Genomic DNA, 18,201 nt, shown 5'->3' with positions numbered 1-18,201 from the left:
GCTGGCGGCGTCGTATGGGGAACACGCTATGCCGAAGAAATCGGGATCGGCCGCCGGCCGTAACCTGCGCATTGCTGACCAGATCCAGCGCGATCTGGCCGAACTGATCCAGCGCGAGATCAAGAACCCGGCGATGGGGTTGGTGACGCTGCAATCCGTGACGCTCACGCCGGACTACGCACACGCCAAGATCTACTTCACGGTGCTGGGTGCCGAGGCGGAAGTTGCCGCTGCCATCCTGAACGAGAAAGCAGGCTACCTGCACTCGTTGCTGTTCAAGCGCTTGCATATCCACACCGTGCCGACGCTGCATTTCCACTTTGACGGCTCGCTCGAGCGCGGGATTGAGATGTCTCGCCTGATCGACGAAGCTAACGCCACGCGCGCCAAAGACGACTGACGATGGCCGAGCAACACGCGCCCAAGCCTCAGAAGCCGCCGCGCCGCGATGTGCACGGCGTGCTGCTGCTGGATAAGCCGATCGGCTGGTCGAGCAACGATGCGCTGATGCGCACCAAGCGTCTGCTGTGGGCAAAGAAGGCCGGCCATACCGGCACGCTGGATCCACTGGCGACCGGTCTGCTGCCGCTGTGCTTTGGCGAGGCGACCAAATTCTCACAGGACTTGCTCGACGCGGACAAGACGTACGAGACGGTTGTGCGTTTGGGCATCAAGACGAGTACCGCAGACGCTGAAGGCGAGGTGCTGAGCGAGCGGCCGGTATCGGTCACGCCCGAGCAATTGCAGGCTGCCGTCGCGCGCTTTGTCGGCGAGATCGACCAGGTGCCGCCGATGCATTCCGCCCTGAAGAAAGACGGCAAGCCGCTGTATGAGTACGCGCGTGCTGGGCAAACCGTGGAGCGCGCTGCACGACGCGTGACGATTCGCTCCATCGATGTGCTGGCGACGGATCTGGAATCTGCGGCACCAACCGTCACGCTGCGTGTGGCATGCAGCAAGGGCACGTACATCCGCACGCTGGGCGAGGATCTTGGCGAGATGCTGGGCTGTGGTGCACACCTGATCGCGCTGCGTCGTACGCAAGTCGGCAACTTGAAGTTGGAGGCAGCGGTCACGCTCGAGGCCGTGGAAGCCGCGCCGGAGGAGCACCGTGCAGCGCTGCTCGCACCGGTTGATGCGCTGCTGCAAACGCTGCCGCGCGTGGAACTGGATGCCGAAGACAGCCGCCGTTTCCTGCATGGACAGCGCCTGGCGCTCCGATTGGCGTTGCCGAACGCTGAGCAGGTTCGTGTCTACGGTGTACGCGGTGATGTCGTCACCTCGTTGCTCGGCGTGGCAGTTTGGCGCGAAGGGGCCCTGAGGCCCGAGCGCCTCGTTCACCTCTGAGCTGTTCTGTTCGACGGACAACAAAAAGCCACGCGTTGCTGCGTGGCTTTTTGTTTGAGCGACGTTTCCGTCAGTGCGCGCCAGCCGCTGCCTCCGCGCCACCGGCCGACTTTGCCGGCTTGGTCAGCCAGATAAAGCCGATCAGCCCGATGAACAGTACCGCCGAAATCCAGAAGATATCGTTGGCACCAAGCATTGCGGCCTGCTGCGTGATCGTGCGCTCGATCACGCCGTTGGCTTGCAGGTTGGGCATGCCCAGCTGCGTGTACTGGTTGATCGACGACGTGTAGGCCGGGTTGTACGCATTCGCATGCTCGACCAGTTGTGCGTGGTGCAGCGCAGAGCGGTTGTCCCAGATTGTGGTCGAGATCGACGCACCGATACCACCGAACATGATCCGCACGAAGTTCGACAGGCCCGATGCCGCCGGAATCCGCTCGGGCGACAGGCCCGACAAGATGATCGACGTGAGCGGAATGAAGAACATCGCCATGGCTGCGCCCTGGATAAGCGTCGGGATCAGCAGTGTCCTCGTGTCGATCTGCGTGGTGAAGTGCGAGCGCATCCAGAACACCAGCGCGAACGTCAGGAACGCCGTTGTCGCTACCCAGCGCGCATCCATCTTCGGCAGGTTCTTACCGATGACAGGCGAGAGGATGATGGCGAAGATGCCCACTGGCGCCATGATCAGGCCCGCGTCGGTGGCGGTGTAGCCCACGATGGTTTGCAGCCACAGCGGCAGGATCACCAGGTTGCCGAAGAACAGCCCGTACGCCACCGAGATGGCGACCACCCCGGCACTGAAGTTGCGCCCCTTGAACAGCGTCAGATCCACCACCGGGTGGTCTTCGGTCAGCTCCCAGATCAGGAAGAAGGCGAAGCCCACGATGGCGACGACGGTCAGCACAACGATCTCAGTCGAGTTGAACCAGTCGAGTTCCTTGCCGCGGTCCAGCATCAACTGCAGCGAGCCGACCCAGAGTACGAGCAACGCCAGACCGATCTTGTCGATAGGCAACGCACGTGTAGGCGATTCACGATCCTTGTAGATGGCCCAGGTTGCATACGCAGCCCCGATGCCCACCGGGATGTTGATGTAGAAGATCCACGGCCAGCTCATGTTGTCGGAGATCCAGCCACCAAGGATGGGCCCCATCACTGGCGCGACGAGCGTGGTCATGCCCCATAACGCCAGCGCCATGGAGCTCTTGGCGGGTGGATACGTCGACAGCAGCAGCGCCTGCGACAGCGGAATCATCGGGCCGGCCACTGCGCCCTGGATGATCCGCGCGGTAATCAGCATGCCCATGTTGGGCGCCAGCCCGCACGCCCACGACGACAGCACGAACAGGATGATCGACGTGATGAACAGGCGCACCTGTCCGAAACGTTGCGTCAGCCAACCCGTGAGCGGCACCGAGATGGCGTTGGCCACCGCAAACGAGGTAATGACCCACGTGCCCTGGTTCGGCGCCACGCCCAGGTCGCCCGAAATGGCCGGGATCGACACGTTGGCAATGGACGAATCCAGCACGTTCATAAAGGTAGCCAGCGACAGCGCCACTGTACCGATCGCCAGTTTGGCGCCGGTCAGTGGTTGTGGCGGCTTGGGCGCGGCAGTTGCCATGCTTGATGCCCTCTTTAGACCTTGGGTGCGGGTTGCGATGCGCGCGGTGCGGAGGCGGCTGCCGGTGCGGTGACAGGGGCAGGCGCATTGGGCGCGCCACGGCCGCTATTGGTGGCGATGATGCTGGCGATGACCTGGTCAGCATCCTTGCCGGCTTGGTCGTACACATTGGTTTCCAGCGGCGACGCTGCCGGCGTGGAGGCCAGACTCTGACCGCCTTCGTTATGAATATCGACCTTGGCGATCATCGACAGGCCCACGCGCAGCGGGTGATCCTTCAGCTCCTTCGGGTCGAGCGACACGCGCACCGGCAGGCGTTGCACCACCTTGATCCAGTTGCCCGTGGCGTTCTGTGCCGGCAGCAGCGAGAACGCCGAGCCCGTACCGGCCGAGAAGCCAACCACCTTGCCGTGGTACGTCACGCTGCTGCCATACACGTCGGCTTCCAGCTCAACCGGCTGGCCCACGCGCATGTGGCGCACCTGCACCTCCTTGAAGTTGGCGTCAACCCAGAGCTGGTCCAGCGGCACGATGGCCATCAGCGGCGTGCCCGGGGCAACGCGCTGGCCAACCTGCACCGAGCGCTTGGCCACATAGCCCGTTACCGTTGCCGGCAGGCTCGTACGTGCGTAGGCCAGATAGGCTTCACGCACCTTGGCGGCGGCCTGTAGCACGTTCGGGTGACGCTCCAGCGTGGTCTGCTCGGTCAGCACGCGGTTGCCTTGCAGTTGTTCCTTGGCGGTTTCAACGGCGGCTTCGGCAGCTTGCAGAGCGGTTTGCGCGTGCGAAATTTCTTCCTGCGACACGGCACCCGTGCCAGCGATCTGCTTGCGGCGTGCGAGGTCGTCCTTCGCCTTGGCGAGATCCGACTGGCGCTGCGCCAGTGCAGACGAATACGCGCTGGTATTCGAGTACAACGTGCGCACTTGACGCACGGTCTGCGCGAGCGCGGCCTCGGACTGTTCCAGCGCGACGCGCGCGTCGGCACGATCCAGTTCGATCAGCGGTTGGCCCGAGGTCACGAGCTGCGTGTCGTCAGCGCGGATGGCCACCACGGTGCCCGCCACCTGCGGCGTCACCTGAACCACGTTGCCTTGCACGTACGCATCGTCGGTGGATTCGAACCAGCGGCCATACAGGCCCCAGTAGAGGCCATAACCGACGCCGGCGACCACCAGTGCGGCGGCCAGCGTGGTCAGCATGCGCTTGCGTTTTCCGTTGCCATTGCCGTTGGGCGCCGCGGTCGGGGCTGCGGGAGCGGGGGCAGCGGACGGGGCGGCTTGGGGCTTGTTGTCACTCATGATGTTGGCTCGAAAGAATGCGTTGGAACGGTTGGTTCAATTCAAATCAGCTATGAGACGGGGCTTGTTGGGCAGCCTCGCCGGTCGTTGTGTCGGGTGCCGAGTGTGTTGGCTTGGCGCCGGGCAGTTCTTCTGCCGTATAGCCGCCGCCGAGCGCCTTGATCAGCGCCATCTGCACATCCAGGCGACGTGCCTGCAGGTCGGTCGCGAGCTTGCGTTGCTGCAGCACCGTCGTCTCGGCATTCAGCACGGTGAGCTGCGTACCGAGGCCCGCGCCATAACGCGTGCGGGCCAGGCTGTACGAGCGCTCGGCTTCTGTCAGGGCAGTGCGCTGGATGGCGATCTGCGTATCGATGCTGTGCAGCGCGGTGATCTGGTCTGCCGTGTCGTGCAGGGCTTCGGTCAGCGTCTGGTTGTAGCTGGCAACGGCTGCGTCATAGTTGGCGTACTTGCCGCGCAGGTTGGCGCGCAGCTTGCCGCCCTGGAAGATCGGCAGCTTCAGTGCCGGGCCGATGCCAAGCTGGCGTGAATTGCCCAGCAGCAGGTTCTCCGGAAGGATCGACGCCACACCCAGGAAGGCGGTCAGGCTGATATCCGGCAGGAACTCCGCCTTGGCCACGTCGATATCCTTCGATGCGGCCTCGACACGCCAGCGCGCGGCCACGAGGTCCGGGCGGCGGCCGATCAGGTCGATCGTCAGATTGTTCGGCAGCTTGGGCGTGCCTTGTGCCAGCAGCGTTGGGCGGGTGATCGACAGGCCGCGGTCCGGGCCCTTGCCGAGCAGCGCGGCCAACTGGTTGCGCGCCAGGGCAATCTGCTCGTCGACTTGTTCCAGCTCGGTTTGCGCTGCGGCCACATTGGCGCGCGCCTGCGTGGTCTCGACCTGCGTATCCAGACCAGCACGCACGCGCTGGCTTGCGAGGTTGGTCAAGTCCTTGCGTTGGTCGATGGCTCGCTGGGCCACGTCGCGCTGGGCATACAGCGCGGCGAGCTTGGCGTAGGTGCGCGCCACGGTAGTGGAGAGCATTAACCGGGCGGCCTGGCTTTCGGCCTCGATTGCCTTGTCGTCAGACAGCGCGGCTTCCAGTGCGGAGCGGTTCTTGCCCCAGAAGTCCAGGTCGTAGCTCACGCCCAGCTGGATCTTCGATTCAGTGAACCAGTTGCCGCCCAGCGGGGTGCCTTCAAACAGGTCATACGAGGAAAGGCGCTGGCGCGTCATCTCCGCATCCAGGCCTACGCTCGGGTACAGGTTGCCGCGTACGACATCCGCCATCGCGCGCGACGCCCGCACGCGGGCAAAGGCGACCTGCAGGTTGGGGTTGTCCTTGATCGCCTCGTCGACAAGCGCATGCAGTTGCGGATCGTTGAACTGGTCGACCCAGTTCATCGTCGGCCACTGGCCCCCCTGCGAGGGCAGCGTTTGCGCGCTGGCCAACTGCCCCGGTTGGGTCAGCGTCTGCGTGCTGTGCGAGTTGCCGAGGTTGGCGCAGCCTGCCAGTGCGGCCAGCGCAATGGCGGAAAGCGCCACACCCAGGCGTGCCGGCCATTGCGCCCGGGGGTAGCCCGTGCGGCGGCTGGGGCCAAGTGCCTGGGAGGCGGAGTTCAAGGCGTTCATGTTGTTTGAGGTGTCAGGCGATCGGGAGAGCGAAAAACGTTTGCTGCAATTCAGGCGGGTCGGCGTTAGTGATCGGCGGGGCGCAGACGGTTGCCTTCGGTAGCGGCGCCGTTGTCGAGGATGCGCTTGAGAAGACCGCGCAGCGTATCGACGTCGGCGTGCGAAAAGCCGGCAAAGAAGCGATTCAGCACATGGGTATAGATGGCGGGCATGCGGTCGGCCAGTTCACGGCCGGCAACGGTCAATTCCAGGTGTACGACGCGGCGGTCGGATTCACTGCGCACGCGCTCGATCAGGCCGCGCTTTTCCATGCGGCTCAGCATGCGGGTGAGCGAGCCGATGTCGGTGTTCAGTTCGCGGCCGAGGTCGGTTGCCGTCTGGCAGCGGCCGTTGGCGAGCAGCACCAGGCAGCTGGCCTGGGAATGTGTCACGTCCATTTGCGCGACTTCCTGCTCGATCGCCATGGACAGCGCCGTCTTGGCGCGTCCGACGAGGTAGCCCACGCTTTCGCACATGCGGTAGTCCTCCACCCGGAACAGGGCTCCGGTGGCTGCAACTTCGGTGGTGGGTCTTGTCTGTTCGGACATCTTATGTATGCACAATCATTGTCCGGACAAATATACGAATCTGCGCAGCAAACAGCAAGGTGCTGAATGTGTGATTCCAGTTTTAGAAATAATGCGTGATCCATGAGCCGCTTGCGCGACATCCCTTCATAGATTCGTCAGAGCGCGTCATGTCTTGCGCATCGCAGCATGCTAGAATGTCAGGTTATTCCGCGAGCTGTTTTTGAGCTCGTGTCACGTCTTTTCGAGTTCACATCCCATGCGCGCGCTTCGCAACATCGCCATCATTGCCCACGTTGACCACGGCAAAACCACCCTGGTCGACCAGCTCCTCCGTCAAGCCGGTACGTTCCGCGAGAACGAGCAGCTCACCGAGCGCGTGATGGATTCGAATGACATCGAAAAAGAGCGCGGCATCACCATCCTGGCCAAGAACTGCGCGGTCGAGTACAACGGCACGCACATCAACATCGTCGACACGCCGGGGCACGCCGACTTCGGCGGTGAAGTGGAGCGTGTGCTGTCGATGGTTGACGGCGTGCTGCTGCTGGTGGATGCCCAAGAAGGCCCGATGCCGCAGACGCGCTTTGTGACACGCAAGGCGTTGGCCCTGGGCCTGAAGCCGATCGTCGTGGTCAACAAGGTGGATCGCCCGGGTGCACGTCCGGACTGGGTGATCAACGAGACCTTCGAACTGTTCGATAAGCTGGGTGCCACTGACGAGCAGCTCGACTTCCCGATCGTGTATGCCTCGGGCCTGAACGGCTATGCCGGCCTGACCGACGATGTGCGCAGCGGCGATATGAAGCCGCTGTTCGATACCATTCTCGAGAAGGTGCCGCAGCGTGACGATGACCCGAACGGCCCGCTCCAGCTGCAGATCATCTCGCTGGATTACTCGAGCTACGTCGGCAAGATCGGCGTGGGTCGTATCACGCGTGGCCGTGTGCGTCCGCTGCAGGACGTGGTGGTCAAGTTCGGCCCGGAAGGCGCGCCGATCAAGGGCCGAGTCAACCAGGTCCTGAAGTTCCGCGGTCTGGAGCGCGAGATCGTGCCCGAAGCGGAAGCCGGCGACATCGTGCTGATCAACGGTATTGAAGAACTGGGCATCGGCTGCACCGTGTGCGCGCCGGACGCTCAGGACGCGCTGCCGATGCTGAAGGTGGACGAGCCGACGCTGACGATGAACTTCTGCGTCAACACCTCGCCGCTGGCTGGCCGTGAAGGCAAGTTCGTGACGAGCCGCCAGCTGCGCGACCGTCTGGACCGCGAGCTGAAGTCCAACGTGGCACTGCGCGTGAAGGACACCGGCGACGACACGATCTTCGAAGTGTCGGGCCGTGGCGAACTGCACCTGACGATTCTGGTGGAAAACATGCGCCGCGAAGGCTACGAGCTGGCCGTGTCGCGCCCGCGCGTGGTGTTCAAGGAAATCGACGGCGTGAAGCACGAGCCGTTCGAGCGCCTGACCGTGGACGTGGAAGACGGCCACCAGGGCGGCGTGATGGAAGAGCTGGGCCGCCGCAAGGGCGAACTGCTCGACATGGCATCGGACGGCAAGGGCCGTACGCGCCTGGAATACCGCATCCCGGCCCGTGGCCTGATCGGCTTCCAGGGCGAATTCCTGACGCTGACGCGCGGCACCGGCCTGATCAGCCACATCTTCGACGACTACTCCCCGGTCAAGGAAGGCGACCTGGGCGAGCGCCACAACGGCGTGCTGATCTCGCAGGACGACGGCGCTGCCGTGGCCTACGCACTGTGGAAGCTGCAGGATCGCGGCCGCATGTTCGTGTCGCCGGGCGATGCGCTGTACGAAGGCATGATCATCGGCATCCACAGCCGCGACAACGACCTGGTCGTCAACCCGATCAAGGGCAAGCAGCTGACCAACGTGCGTGCGTCGGGTACTGACGAAGCCGTGCGCCTGGTGCCGCCGATCCAGATGTCGCTCGAATACGCGGTGGAATTCATCGCCGACGACGAACTGGTGGAAGTTACGCCGAAGAGCATCCGCCTGCGCAAGCGTCACTTGAAGGAACACGAGCGCAAGCGCGCATCGCGTGAAGAAGCGGTCTGATCGCCAGTCGATCTGCCAACAAAAACGCCCCGAGGTTTCGGGGCGTTTTGTTTTGATGCGTTGTGCTCAGGAAGGTGAGCCAATGCTGCTCGGTTCTGCCGTTGCGGCCGAACGCGGGCTGCGCCACTCGGGTGGCTTCCACAGATAGCGGATGTCCCGATCGCGAAACACATCGGTCCACATATCGCGCCATTCATGAAAGGTGAGGGTGATCGGGTTGTGCGTGTGGACTTGCCGCGTGATGCCGAAGGTGGGCGCTTCTTCCTCGGGCACGAAACTGCCGAATATGCGATCCCAGATGGTTAGCACGCCGGCGTAGTTGCGGTCGATGTACTGCGGGTTCTTGGCGTGGTGCACACGATGTACGGACGGTGTGTTCACGTATTGCCCGAGCCAGCGCCAGAAGCCCGCGTAGCGCGAATCCAGCGCGCCCAGCCGCGTATGTACAAAGAACTGGAACGCCAGGTTCAGGCCCACGGCCAGGATCACCCAATCCGGCGTAAAGCCGATCCACGCCAGCGGAATCCAGAACAGCCACATCCCTGAGATGGGGTAGGTGAGGCTCTGCCGGAACGCGGTCGAGAAATTCATGCCCTCCGACGAGTGATGCGTCACGTGCGACGCCCACATCCAGCGCACGCGGTGGCTGGCGCGGTGGAAGAAGTAGTACAGAAAGTCCTGCAACAGCAAGAGCAGGGCGAACGACCACCATGTCTCAGGCACTGCGCGCAGGCCATGGCTGTACGTCCACGAATACACGGTCTTGATCATCAGCCACAGGAAAAACGCGTCCGATGCCTGGTGCATGAGCGCGAGGCAGGCGTTTGAAACGGTGTCCTTCAGGCTGTAGATGGACGGATCGCGTTTGCGCCAATACCAGGCCTCTGCGCCGATGGTCAGCAGGAAGACCGGTGCGAAGGCCAGCAGGATCAGGCCCGGGTCGAAACTGGACGCGCCGGCGGCGCCATTGGCAGGATTCATCTGATTGTTGTGATGTGTGTTGTCTCCAATTCGCAGATATACGCCCAACACCCGTGTCGCGAAAGGGGGCGGGCTAGAGCCCTTCCTCGCTTAAGAAGCGCGTCGTGTACAGTGCGACCCGTTATTCGTACAACAACACTCGAGAGACATGGAATCCACTGCATTGACCGCGCCCCAGGCCGAAGTCCAACCCAACGTGATCGCCGAGGTACGCGGCGGCATCGGCTGGCTGACGCTGAACCGGCCGCAAGCGCTGAACGCGCTGTCGCTGGAGATGATCCGCGCGATGTCGCATGCGCTGCTGGCCTGGCAGCACGATCCGGAAGTCCACGCCGTCATCCTGCGCGGTGAGGGCGGCAAGGCCCTGTGCGCGGGTGGCGACATCCGCTTCTTCCACCGCGCCGCCACGGCGGGTGAGCACACGCAGCTCGTTACCTTCTTCACCGAGGAATACCGCCTCAACCACCTGATCTTCCAATACGCCAAGCCCTATATCGCCCTGATGGACGGCGTCGTGATGGGTGGCGGCATGGGGATCTCGCAAGGTGCGTCGCTGCGCGTGGTGACCGAGCGTACGAAAATGGCCATGCCCGAGACCAACATCGGCCTGTTCCCGGATGTGGGCGGCGGCTGGTTCCTGGCGCGCGTGCCGGGCCATGTGGGCGAATACCTGGGCGTGACCGGGCAGATGATCGAGGCAGCGGATGCGCTGTCAGTTGGCCTGGCCGATTGCCATGTCACGACTGAGGCGCTATCCACCGTTGTGCAGCGTTTGCGCGAAGGTACCTGGCAGAGCGCCGAGCAGATCGCCGCGTGCTTCACCGAAGCCGCAACGGTGCCAGACGCCGCCAAAGCGATCGTGATCCCGCACCGCGCCGCGATCGATGCGTGTTTCAGCCAAGCCACCATCCCCGCAATTCTGGCCAATCTGGCCGGCAGCACTGACGCCGAGTGGGCCGCGCAGACCGCTGCGCACATGGCCAAGCGCTCGCCGCTGATGATGGCCGTGACGCTGGAGTTGATCCGCCGCGGCCGTCACACCACGCTGGCCGATGAACTGTGCCGCGAGCTGGACATGATGACGCACGTGTTTGCTGAGGGCGATGGCATCGAAGGCATTCGCGCCCTGGCCGTCGACAAGGATCACTCACCCAAGTGGAAGCACGCGAGCATTGACACCGTGCGTGACGACGAAGTGGCCGCGTTCTTTGTCTCGCCGTGGCGCCGCGAGCAGCATCCGCTGCTGGGGTTGTCGGACTAGAACCGGTAAACTGCGCGCTTGAATTGAACCGTTGATTTTGCTGTGACTGCTGAACGCCCTACGCCGAACCCGCGCCGCCTGTCCGTTGCCCCCATGATGGATTGGACGGATAGGCATTGCCGCTACTTCCACCGCCAGATCAGCCACCATACCTGGCTCTACACGGAAATGGTGACGACGGGCGCGCTGCTGCACGGCGACGTGCCGCGTCACCTCGATTTCGATGAAGTCGAACACCCCGTCGCACTGCAACTGGGCGGCAGCGAGCCCGACGATCTGGCCAAGGCCGCGCGCCTCGGCGAGCAGTGGGGTTACAAAGAGATCAACCTCAATTGCGGCTGCCCATCCGAGCGCGTGCAGCGTGGCGCGTTCGGCGCGTGCCTGATGGCTGAACCGAAGCTGGTGGCGGAGGGTGTCAAGGCGATGCGCGACGCCGTGTCGATTCCAGTCACGGTCAAGCACCGCATCGGCATCGACGCCATCGAAACCTACGATTTCGTACGCGATTTCGTCGGCACTATCGCCGCGGCCGGTTGCGAGACCTTCATCGTCCACGCGCGCAACGCCATCCTGAAGGGTTTGAGCCCGAAGGAAAACCGCGAGATTCCGCCGCTGCGCTACGAGGTGGTCTACCAGCTCAAGCGTGATTTCCCGCATCTGGAGATCCTGCTCAATGGCGGCGTGCAGACGCTGGAGCAGATCGACACGCATCTGACGCACGTCGACGGCGTGATGATCGGCCGCGAGGCGTATCACCACCCGCACCTGATGGCCGCGTTTGACGCGCGCTACTATGATGCCGGCACGCCGGCCCTCACGCGCGCCGAGGTGGAGGACGCAATGATTGCCTACGTCGGACGCTGGGTGGAGCGTGGTGGTTACGCCGGCGCGGCGGTGCGGCACATGCTGGGGCTGTATCGTGGCGTGGCGGGTGCGCGCGGCTGGCGACGCGTGTTGTCGGACTCCAAGGCGCTGGCTCGCGTTAAGACGTTGGCGGATGCCCATGCGCTGTTTGATGAGGCGCGGGCACACCTGCGGCGTGGCGAAGAATCTGGCGAGGAGGCGGTCGCGGCATAAATTGCGCCACCCCCTAGTCACGCCGGAAGAATGTTTGTATAATCTCGTTTTTCGTCGGGCAGCAATCAGTTTAAGCTGTTCGTACAACGGTGGCCGTAGCTCAGTTGGTAGAGTCCCAGATTGTGATTCTGGTTGTCGTGGGTTCGAATCCCATCGGTCACCCCAAAAGTTTCAGTAAAAAAGCCCGCTTCTTGCGGGCTTTTTTGCGTTCAGGCGTCTGCCACGATGGTTCCCTGGTGGTACACGACCTTCCAGCCATCCATCGTGCGTCGCCAAAGTGTTGATCGGCGTGTGGTGCGATTCGATTGCACCAGCGTGTAGGTCAGCAGATAGTTATCCGGTGCGATTTCCTGGCAGCGGAAGTCGCGCGTTTGCCAGAAATCCTCCCCGATGTGCCCATGCCGGGCATCCAGCACGCCGAGCACATAGCTGCGGCTATAGCGTTGGCCCGAAGCACCGACTTCCCAGAAATCCTCCGTTGTCATGCGCTCGAAATCTTCTCGGCGGGTGCCGAATTCCGGCCTGTGGAAGATGGGCTCGCGCCGGCGCAAATCTTCCAGCACGTTGAGTAGAGCGGGAGCAGTGTCCAGAGACGGTTCCATGCGGCAAGCCTCCTGGGAAAGGCTCAAGCATACCGCGCAGCCCGCGTGGCTTCGCATTTTGCGCGCTGCACAATGCGTGGCTCGCGCTTCGCCCCTATGATGGCGCCTTCGTCCTTTCCGGAAACTGTTTCGATGCAACGTCCTGCCCGTATTGGCTTGTCCGTCCTGACCATCGCGCTGTCCCTGACGCTGGGTGCCGGTGCCTTCGCTGCTACGCTTCAGAAGCCGCAGCTCGACGCGCTGCTCGCCGCTGAGCAATCCAAGGCATCGGCTGACCTGAACAGCTTCCTCGCCGCTGCCGCCAAGGCAGACCCGCAAGTCGCGGGCAGTGTGGCTGCGTACCAGAAAAAGGCGCCGCTCACGGGCGACGACCTCATCAACATCGGCCGCCTGCTCGGCGTGTATAACCGTCTGCACAACCAGCAGGCCGTGATCGGCTCGATCGAGAAGATGGTCGCGCTGCCCACGGTGCGCGACGACAAGATTCCGCAGCACGAAAACCCCGCCATCGTGGCGTTCGGCAAGCTGGTCGAGGGCATGGCGCGCGACTTCGGCCTGAAATTCCGCAACGTCGACAACCGTGTGTTCGAAGTCACGCTGCCCGGCACCGGCTCGGACGAGTTCGGCATCCTGACGCACGCCGACGTCGTGCCCGCCAAGGCTGAAGAATGGGTGCTCAGCGATGGCACCAAACTCGATCCGTTCAAGGTCACGCGAGTGGGCACGTTGCTGTACGGCCGTGGCACGATCGACGACAAGGGCTCGATTGCCGCCGCGCTGTACGCCATGAAAACGGTCAAAGACAGCGGCGTGCCGCTCGCGCGCACGATCCGCCTGATGATCGAGACCACCGAAGAAACCGGCGGCGACGGCATGAAGTACTACCGCGAGCGCACGCAGCTGCCCGCGTACAACATCGTGCTCGACAGCAAGTACCCAGCCGTCGTGGCCGAGAAGGGCTCGGGCGCACTGAAGGTGTTCTTCCCCGCGCAGGCTGGGGTGGGCGATTCGGCACGTACGGCGATCGTTTCGATGAGCGGAGCGGCATCGGCCAGCTCCATCCCGCAGACGGCCACGGCCACACTCAAGGGCGGCGACTTGGGCGTGGCTGCCGCCGCGCTCGAAGCCAAGCGCGACGCATTCGTGAGCAGCCTCGCGGCGCAGGGCAAGTTCTCGATCGACATCACGCGCAATGCCGACAGCATCGTCGTGAAGGTTACTGGTACCTCGGCGCACGGCTCGCGCCCGGAAGAGGGCGTGAATCCGCTACCGCGCCTGGCGCTGTTCCTGCGCGCGGCGGATCTGGGCCTGGCCGACAATGCCTACGCTCATGCCGTGCGCTACCTGACCGACCTCTACGGCACCGACTATCTCGGCAACACCATCGGCGTTGCCTACAAGGACGACTTCATGGGCCCGCTCACCATCTCGCCGACCGTGATCGGTGACAAGAATGGCCGCGTAGAGGTGACCGCTAACGTGCGCATGCCGCGCGGCAAAACGCCTGACGCGTTGCGTGGCGAGATCGCTGGCAAGATCAATGCGTGGGCCAACACCAACCATATCGCCCTGGAGATCAACCACGACCAGGGCAACTGGATGGCGCGCGATCCGAAGGGGGCTTGGTTGTCGACGCTGCTCAACATCTACGGTGACACGACAGGTCTGGACGCCAAGCCTGTGCCGACTGCCGGCAGCACCACCGCCAAGCTGATGCCGAACGCGATCAACTTTGGCCCCGCCATGCCAGGCAAGAAGTACACCGCGCACAACGCCAACGAGTACAAGGAAGTACCGGATCTCGACCTGGATATGCAGATGTTTACCGAAATGCTGGTGCGCATCGGCAACCTGCCGTCGATGCAATAAACGATCGCACGATCGCCATGAAGATCATCCGCGCCAAGTCGTTCACCGCAGAGCGTGCCTGGGGCGCACTCGACATCGCCAATATGAGCGGCATCACGACGCGCTTGCATTGGACTGACCAGCCTTATCGCTGGCACGTGAACGATGGTGAGGAGATCTTCGTGGTGCTCGACGGTACCGTCGATATGCACTATCGAGAGGCTGGCGCGGAGAAGGTTGCGGTGCTCGAGCCGGGTGACATCTTCTTTGCGGACATTGGCTGCGAGCACGTGGCGCATCCACGCGGCGCGGCGCGGATTCTCGTGGTGGAGAAAGCTGGCAGCGTGTAGATGCGATGCCGGATGGCGGGTTGCGGCGCAAAAAAAAGCCCGCAATCTGCGGGCTTCGAATTCAGCGATCTCAATTGCCCCTGAGGGCATTAGCAATAGTACTGTCACGTACGCCAAACAAAATCCGGGTAAACGTCTGTTTTGCTGGCGGAACATCTGCGAATGTGCCGCTGCAGCAACTTGCGTGCAAAAAAACAGCCCGCTCAAATGGCGGGCCGAAAATCAGTTGAAGAAAGCCCTGTCCTCAGGGCACGGCAAGTGTATGAAATCAGTTGCGGCGGCAGCATTGGGGAATGCCCTGATCGGCCGTCGCAGCGTGATTCCTGCCTCTCTATCATCTTCAGCAGCCTTCGGCGCCCGCCGTTCGAGAGGCCGCCGGAATCGCATCCAACATGCGGCAGATGGCGGCCATGCTGCCGACCATCGTGCGGCGTTGTTCCCCCTGGTAGATACGCACGCCTTGGGTTTGGCGGAAGGGCACCGGATGCACCGGGCGGCGTTGGGAAGACATCGATCCGAGTCGCATGGCAGACCTCGTGGGTTCGGGTGGAAAGCGAGCGGCAAGACTCCGCCCTGGCGAGCCGGTGGCTCACCTCCAGGTTGAATCAAACAGCGAAGAAATTCGGCGCCGATCTGCGCCAGAGATTTACGGAGCAGCAGGCCGGATCAGACCGACGGCCAAGCCCTCCAGGTGAAACTCATCGCGATCCAGGTCAACGTGGATCGGTTCGAAATCGGGGTTTTCAGCGATCAGTTCGACGTGACGTCCCTTGCGCTGGAAGCGTTTGACCGTGACGTCGTCGCCCAGTCGTGCAACGACGATCTTGCCGTTGGTAGCTTCGGTCGCGCGCTGCACGGCCAGCAGGTCGCCGTCCAGAATGCCTGCGTCGCGCATGCTCATGCCGCGCACCTTCAGCAGGAAGTCCGGTTGGGCTGAGAATAGTGACGAATCGACCTGGTATTGCCGATCAATATGCTCGGCGGCCAGGATCGGGCTGCCGGCAGCCACACGGCCCACCAGCGGTAAGGTCAATTGCATCAACCCCATCGATGGCAGCGAAAACTGGTGTTGGCTCGCATCAGCGCCCATTGCGCGCAGCCGGATGCCACGGGAGGCGCCTGGCGTCAGCTCGATCACGCCCTTGCGCGCCAGCGCCCGCAGGTGTTCTTCAGCAGCATTGGGCGACGAGAAGCCAAACTCCGCAGCAATCTCGGCGCGGGTGGGCGGAAAGCCGGTGCGCTGGATCGTCTGGCGGATCAGGTCGTAGATCTGCTGCTGGCGGGGGGTGAGGGTGGCCATTGGCGTACTGTATATTTGAACAGGTGCTGTGATTTTATACAGTGACGCGGGAAGCGCAAGTGATTTCGTTGCGGCGTGTTGCGCGGGTGCGCCGCAGCCTCTGACCCAAGTCAAAACCTGTGCGGCTGGTTAGAAGCTTATGCGCAATCCATACAGGCGCGGCTAAGGGGAATCGCATAAAATCAAGGCCTTGACCGCATTTTGCACCGCCACATAGCCCGATTGAGCCTCGTTGGGCTGGCCAAACGTCACCATGTCCGCATTCAATCAAGAGACCGTTCTGAGCGTCCATCACTGGAACGACTCCCTGTTCAGCTTCAAGACCACGCGCGACCAAGCGCTGCGCTTTCATAACGGCCACTTCGTCATGATTGGCTTGGAAGTCGAGGGCAAGCCGCTGATGCGTGCCTACAGCATTGCCAGCCCGAACTACGAAGAGCATCTGGAGTTCTTCAGCATCAAGGTTCAGAACGGCCCGCTCACTTCGCGCCTGCAGCACCTGAAAGTGGGTGACAAGCTGCTGGTGAGCAAGAAGCCGGTCGGCACGCTCGTGCTGGATGACCTGCTGCCGGGCAAGAACCTCTACCTGTTCGGTACCGGCACCGGCCTGGCACCGTTCATGAGCATCATCCAGGACCCGGATACCTACGAGCGCTTCGAAAAGGTCGTGCTGCTGCACGGCGTGCGCCAGGTGAGCGAGTTGGCCTATGCCGACTTCATCACCAGCGAGTTGCCGAACAACGAATTCTTTGGCGACCAGGTGCGCGAGAAGCTGATCTACTACCCGACCGTCACGCGCGAGCCGTTCCGCAACATGGGCCGCCTGACCGATCTCGTGGACAACGGCAAGCTGTCTGCTGACATCGGGCTGCCGCCGCTGGACCCGGCGGTCGATCGCGCCATGATCTGTGGCAGCCCGGCCATGCTGGATGACACCTGCAAGCTGCTCGATGCGCGTGGTTTCAAGATTTCGCCGCGCATGGGTGAGGCCGGTGACTATGTGATCGAGCGCGCTTTCGTCGAGAAATAAGCGACGCGGCTTTTCCTGCAAACGCCGGCCTGTGTGCCGGCGTTTTGCTTTGGTGCTCGCCCAAGGGCAATCCCGCGTCGGCAAAGGCGGGGCGCGCGGATACAATGCGCGCCTTGCCCACCACGCATGTCTGCAACGATGTCCTTGCCTACCATTGCCATCCTCGCCACCGGCGGCACGATCGCCGGGTCTGCTGATGATGCCGGCTCCGCCGCCCGCTACCGAGCCGGCGCTGTGCCCATTGATCAATTGCTTGCGGCCAGCAAGCTTGGTTTGGAGCGCATTGCCAATGTGCGTGCCGAGCAGGTCGCGCAGATCGATAGCAAGGACCTGACCTTTGACGTGTGGGAGAAGCTGGTTGCGCGTGTCCATCACTGGATCGATGTTGAGCGCGTGGATGGCGTGGTTATCACGCACGGTACGGATACGCTCGAAGAGACGGCCATGCTGCTGCACCTGACGCAGCAGACCGATACGCCCATCGTCATGACGGCGGCGATGCGGCCGTCGACGTCGTTGTCGGCCGATGGTCCGCTGAATTTGCTGAACGCGGTGCGGCTGGCGGCCAGTCCGGCCTCGCGCGGGCGTGGTGTGTTGGTGGCGCTCAATCAGCGCGTGCATGCGGCGCGTGATGTCCAGAAGGGGCACACCTACGCGGTAGAGGCATTTATTTCGCCGGATAGTGGTCCGGTGGGTTTCGTACTCGACACGCAGGTGCAGTTCACGCGCACGACCCAGCGCCCGGCTTCGACCGATGTGCTGCCGATGCCGCAGGCGGGGCAATGGCCGTGGGTGGAGGTGCTGGCGAGCTATGCGCAGCCGGATGCGCGACTGGTCGATACGCTGGTCGCAGCCGGTGTGAAGGGGCTCGTGATTGCGGCCACCGGCGCGGGCTCTATCCACACGAATCTCGAGGCTGCACTGGAGCGCGCCAGCCGGCAAGGCGTGTTTGTGCTGCGTTCGACACGTACTGGCGCGGGCGTCGTGCCGACGCAACCCACCGGGCAGGGCTGGGCCTCGACGGGCACGCTCAATCCGTATAAGGCGCGTGTGCTGCTGATGCTCCTTCTCGCGGCCGGGCGTGCTCAGGCAGAAACTGTCTCCCTGCAGCAAGTCATTGATCGGTATTGAAAAAATCGCCAAAGCCTGCGTATAATGGCAGGCTAACCAACCTTGCTGCACCGGAGTGTGACGCCCGGGCGGCTTAATCCACAAG

General features: G+C 63.0%; 17 protein-coding genes and 1 tRNA gene. 10 read left to right on the top strand and 8 right to left on the bottom strand.

The features are described 5' to 3' along the window. Positions 1-28: 28 nt before the first annotated feature. A complete protein-coding gene (rbfA, locus tag F7R11_RS11885) occupies positions 29-400 on the top strand; it encodes a 30S ribosome-binding factor RbfA (RefSeq protein WP_031329194.1) in 372 nt (123 codons plus the stop codon). Positions 401-402: 2 nt separating this feature from the next. Further along, complete coding sequence (gene truB, locus F7R11_RS11880; protein ID WP_064803755.1) at positions 403-1,347, top strand: tRNA pseudouridine(55) synthase TruB; 945 nt, start codon at positions 403-405, stop codon at positions 1,345-1,347. Positions 1,348-1,417: 70 nt separating this feature from the next. Here truB and F7R11_RS11875 read toward each other — a convergent pair whose 3' ends face one another. From F7R11_RS11875 to F7R11_RS11860, 4 genes are all read right to left on the bottom strand, one after another. Then, a complete protein-coding gene (locus tag F7R11_RS11875; RefSeq protein ID WP_021194258.1) occupies positions 1,418-2,974 on the bottom strand; it encodes a DHA2 family efflux MFS transporter permease subunit in 1,557 nt (518 codons plus the stop codon). A 14-nt stretch (positions 2,975-2,988) separates the two neighbouring features. Continuing rightward, positions 2,989-4,275, bottom strand: a complete 1,287-nt coding sequence (locus F7R11_RS11870) for an HlyD/EmrA/EmrK family protein (RefSeq protein ID WP_064803753.1) — start codon at positions 4,273-4,275, stop codon at positions 2,989-2,991. Between the two features lie 46 nt (positions 4,276-4,321). Next, positions 4,322-5,890, bottom strand: coding sequence for an AdeC/AdeK/OprM family multidrug efflux complex outer membrane factor (locus tag F7R11_RS11865; RefSeq protein ID WP_064803751.1), 1,569 nt, complete (start codon positions 5,888-5,890; stop codon positions 4,322-4,324). A gap of 65 nt (positions 5,891-5,955) precedes the next feature. Further along, the gene (locus F7R11_RS11860; RefSeq protein WP_192840349.1) at positions 5,956-6,477 is read right to left on the bottom strand and encodes a MarR family winged helix-turn-helix transcriptional regulator; all 522 of its coding nucleotides are present in this window, start codon (positions 6,475-6,477) and stop codon (positions 5,956-5,958) included. 238 nt (positions 6,478-6,715) lie between these two features. Between F7R11_RS11860 and typA the strand changes: the two genes are divergently transcribed. Continuing rightward, the gene (gene typA / locus F7R11_RS11855) at positions 6,716-8,536 is read left to right on the top strand and encodes a translational GTPase TypA (RefSeq protein ID WP_021194262.1); all 1,821 of its coding nucleotides are present in this window, start codon (positions 6,716-6,718) and stop codon (positions 8,534-8,536) included. Positions 8,537-8,602: 66 nt separating this feature from the next. Here typA and F7R11_RS11850 read toward each other — a convergent pair whose 3' ends face one another. Further along, positions 8,603-9,517, bottom strand: a complete 915-nt coding sequence (locus tag F7R11_RS11850; protein ID WP_064803748.1) for a sterol desaturase family protein — start codon at positions 9,515-9,517, stop codon at positions 8,603-8,605. 148 nt (positions 9,518-9,665) lie between these two features. Here F7R11_RS11850 and F7R11_RS11845 point away from each other — a divergent pair, with 148 nt between their 5' ends. The 3 genes from F7R11_RS11845 (at position 9,666) to F7R11_RS11835 (ending at position 12,020) form a co-directional block, all read left to right on the top strand. After that, entirely contained in the window at positions 9,666-10,778 is a 1,113-nt protein-coding gene (locus tag F7R11_RS11845) for an enoyl-CoA hydratase/isomerase family protein (RefSeq protein WP_064803746.1), read from the top strand. 42 nt (positions 10,779-10,820) lie between these two features. After that, positions 10,821-11,855, top strand: a complete 1,035-nt coding sequence (dusA, locus tag F7R11_RS11840; RefSeq protein WP_082932827.1) for a tRNA dihydrouridine(20/20a) synthase DusA — start codon at positions 10,821-10,823, stop codon at positions 11,853-11,855. A gap of 89 nt (positions 11,856-11,944) precedes the next feature. Further along, positions 11,945-12,020 (top strand) — tRNA-His (locus tag F7R11_RS11835). A 44-nt stretch (positions 12,021-12,064) separates the two neighbouring features. On the opposite strand, the gene F7R11_RS11830 is transcribed toward F7R11_RS11835, so the two are convergent. Beyond that, positions 12,065-12,457 carry a nuclear transport factor 2 family protein gene (locus tag F7R11_RS11830; protein WP_064803742.1) on the bottom strand — a complete coding sequence of 131 codons (393 nt, stop codon included), beginning with the start codon at positions 12,455-12,457 and terminating at the stop codon, positions 12,065-12,067. 132 nt (positions 12,458-12,589) lie between these two features. Between F7R11_RS11830 and F7R11_RS11825 the strand changes: the two genes are divergently transcribed. Both F7R11_RS11825 and F7R11_RS11820 read left to right on the top strand, forming a co-directional pair. After that, positions 12,590-14,326, top strand: a complete 1,737-nt coding sequence (locus F7R11_RS11825; protein WP_064803740.1) for a dipeptidase — start codon at positions 12,590-12,592, stop codon at positions 14,324-14,326. Positions 14,327-14,343: 17 nt separating this feature from the next. Then, positions 14,344-14,655, top strand: coding sequence for a cupin domain-containing protein (locus tag F7R11_RS11820; RefSeq protein ID WP_064803738.1), 312 nt, complete (start codon positions 14,344-14,346; stop codon positions 14,653-14,655). A gap of 340 nt (positions 14,656-14,995) precedes the next feature. Here F7R11_RS11820 and F7R11_RS11810 read toward each other — a convergent pair whose 3' ends face one another. Together F7R11_RS11810 and lexA are read right to left on the bottom strand one after the other, a co-directional pair. Then, positions 14,996-15,181, bottom strand: coding sequence for a hypothetical protein (locus tag F7R11_RS11810; protein ID WP_064803736.1), 186 nt, complete (start codon positions 15,179-15,181; stop codon positions 14,996-14,998). Positions 15,182-15,301: 120 nt separating this feature from the next. Beyond that, on the bottom strand, positions 15,302-15,955 hold the full coding sequence (gene lexA, locus F7R11_RS11805) for a transcriptional repressor LexA (RefSeq protein ID WP_064803734.1): 654 nt from the start codon (positions 15,953-15,955) through the stop codon (positions 15,302-15,304). Between the two features lie 253 nt (positions 15,956-16,208). On the opposite strand from lexA, the gene F7R11_RS11800 reads away from it, so the two are divergent. Together F7R11_RS11800 and F7R11_RS11795 are read left to right on the top strand one after the other, a co-directional pair. Continuing rightward, on the top strand, positions 16,209-16,985 hold the full coding sequence (locus F7R11_RS11800) for a ferredoxin--NADP reductase (RefSeq protein ID WP_021194271.1): 777 nt from the start codon (positions 16,209-16,211) through the stop codon (positions 16,983-16,985). Positions 16,986-17,123: 138 nt separating this feature from the next. Beyond that, positions 17,124-18,116, top strand: a complete 993-nt coding sequence (locus F7R11_RS11795; protein ID WP_064803732.1) for an asparaginase — start codon at positions 17,124-17,126, stop codon at positions 18,114-18,116. Positions 18,117-18,201 lie beyond the last annotated feature (85 nt).

The sequence above is a fragment of the Ralstonia insidiosa genome (assembly GCF_008801405.1).
GTDB classification, from domain to species: domain Bacteria; phylum Pseudomonadota; class Gammaproteobacteria; order Burkholderiales; family Burkholderiaceae; genus Ralstonia; species Ralstonia insidiosa.
This window is presented reverse-complemented; position numbering and strand designations above follow the sequence as displayed.

Coding starts and splice junctions, on each gene's coding strand:
- F7R11_RS11845 (WP_064803746.1), top strand. CDS start 9,666: ATGGAATCCACTGCATTGACCGCGCCCCAGGCCGAAGTCCAACCCAAC.
- typA (WP_021194262.1), top strand. CDS start 6,716: ATGCGCGCGCTTCGCAACATCGCCATCATTGCCCACGTTGACCACGGC.
- F7R11_RS11865 (WP_064803751.1), bottom strand. CDS start 5,890: ATGAACGCCTTGAACTCCGCCTCCCAGGCACTTGGCCCCAGCCGCCGC.
- lexA (WP_064803734.1), bottom strand. CDS start 15,955: ATGGCCACCCTCACCCCCCGCCAGCAGCAGATCTACGACCTGATCCGC.
- F7R11_RS11850 (WP_064803748.1), bottom strand. CDS start 9,517: ATGAATCCTGCCAATGGCGCCGCCGGCGCGTCCAGTTTCGACCCGGGC.
- F7R11_RS11810 (WP_064803736.1), bottom strand. CDS start 15,181: ATGCGACTCGGATCGATGTCTTCCCAACGCCGCCCGGTGCATCCGGTG.
- F7R11_RS11795 (WP_064803732.1), top strand. CDS start 17,124: ATGTCCTTGCCTACCATTGCCATCCTCGCCACCGGCGGCACGATCGCC.
- F7R11_RS11830 (WP_064803742.1), bottom strand. CDS start 12,457: ATGGAACCGTCTCTGGACACTGCTCCCGCTCTACTCAACGTGCTGGAA.
- F7R11_RS11800 (WP_021194271.1), top strand. CDS start 16,209: ATGTCCGCATTCAATCAAGAGACCGTTCTGAGCGTCCATCACTGGAAC.
- F7R11_RS11875 (WP_021194258.1), bottom strand. CDS start 2,974: ATGGCAACTGCCGCGCCCAAGCCGCCACAACCACTGACCGGCGCCAAA.
- rbfA (WP_031329194.1), top strand. CDS start 29: ATGCCGAAGAAATCGGGATCGGCCGCCGGCCGTAACCTGCGCATTGCT.
- F7R11_RS11860 (WP_192840349.1), bottom strand. CDS start 6,477: ATGTCCGAACAGACAAGACCCACCACCGAAGTTGCAGCCACCGGAGCC.
- F7R11_RS11870 (WP_064803753.1), bottom strand. CDS start 4,275: ATGAGTGACAACAAGCCCCAAGCCGCCCCGTCCGCTGCCCCCGCTCCC.
- truB (WP_064803755.1), top strand. CDS start 403: ATGGCCGAGCAACACGCGCCCAAGCCTCAGAAGCCGCCGCGCCGCGAT.
- F7R11_RS11825 (WP_064803740.1), top strand. CDS start 12,590: ATGCAACGTCCTGCCCGTATTGGCTTGTCCGTCCTGACCATCGCGCTG.
- F7R11_RS11820 (WP_064803738.1), top strand. CDS start 14,344: ATGAAGATCATCCGCGCCAAGTCGTTCACCGCAGAGCGTGCCTGGGGC.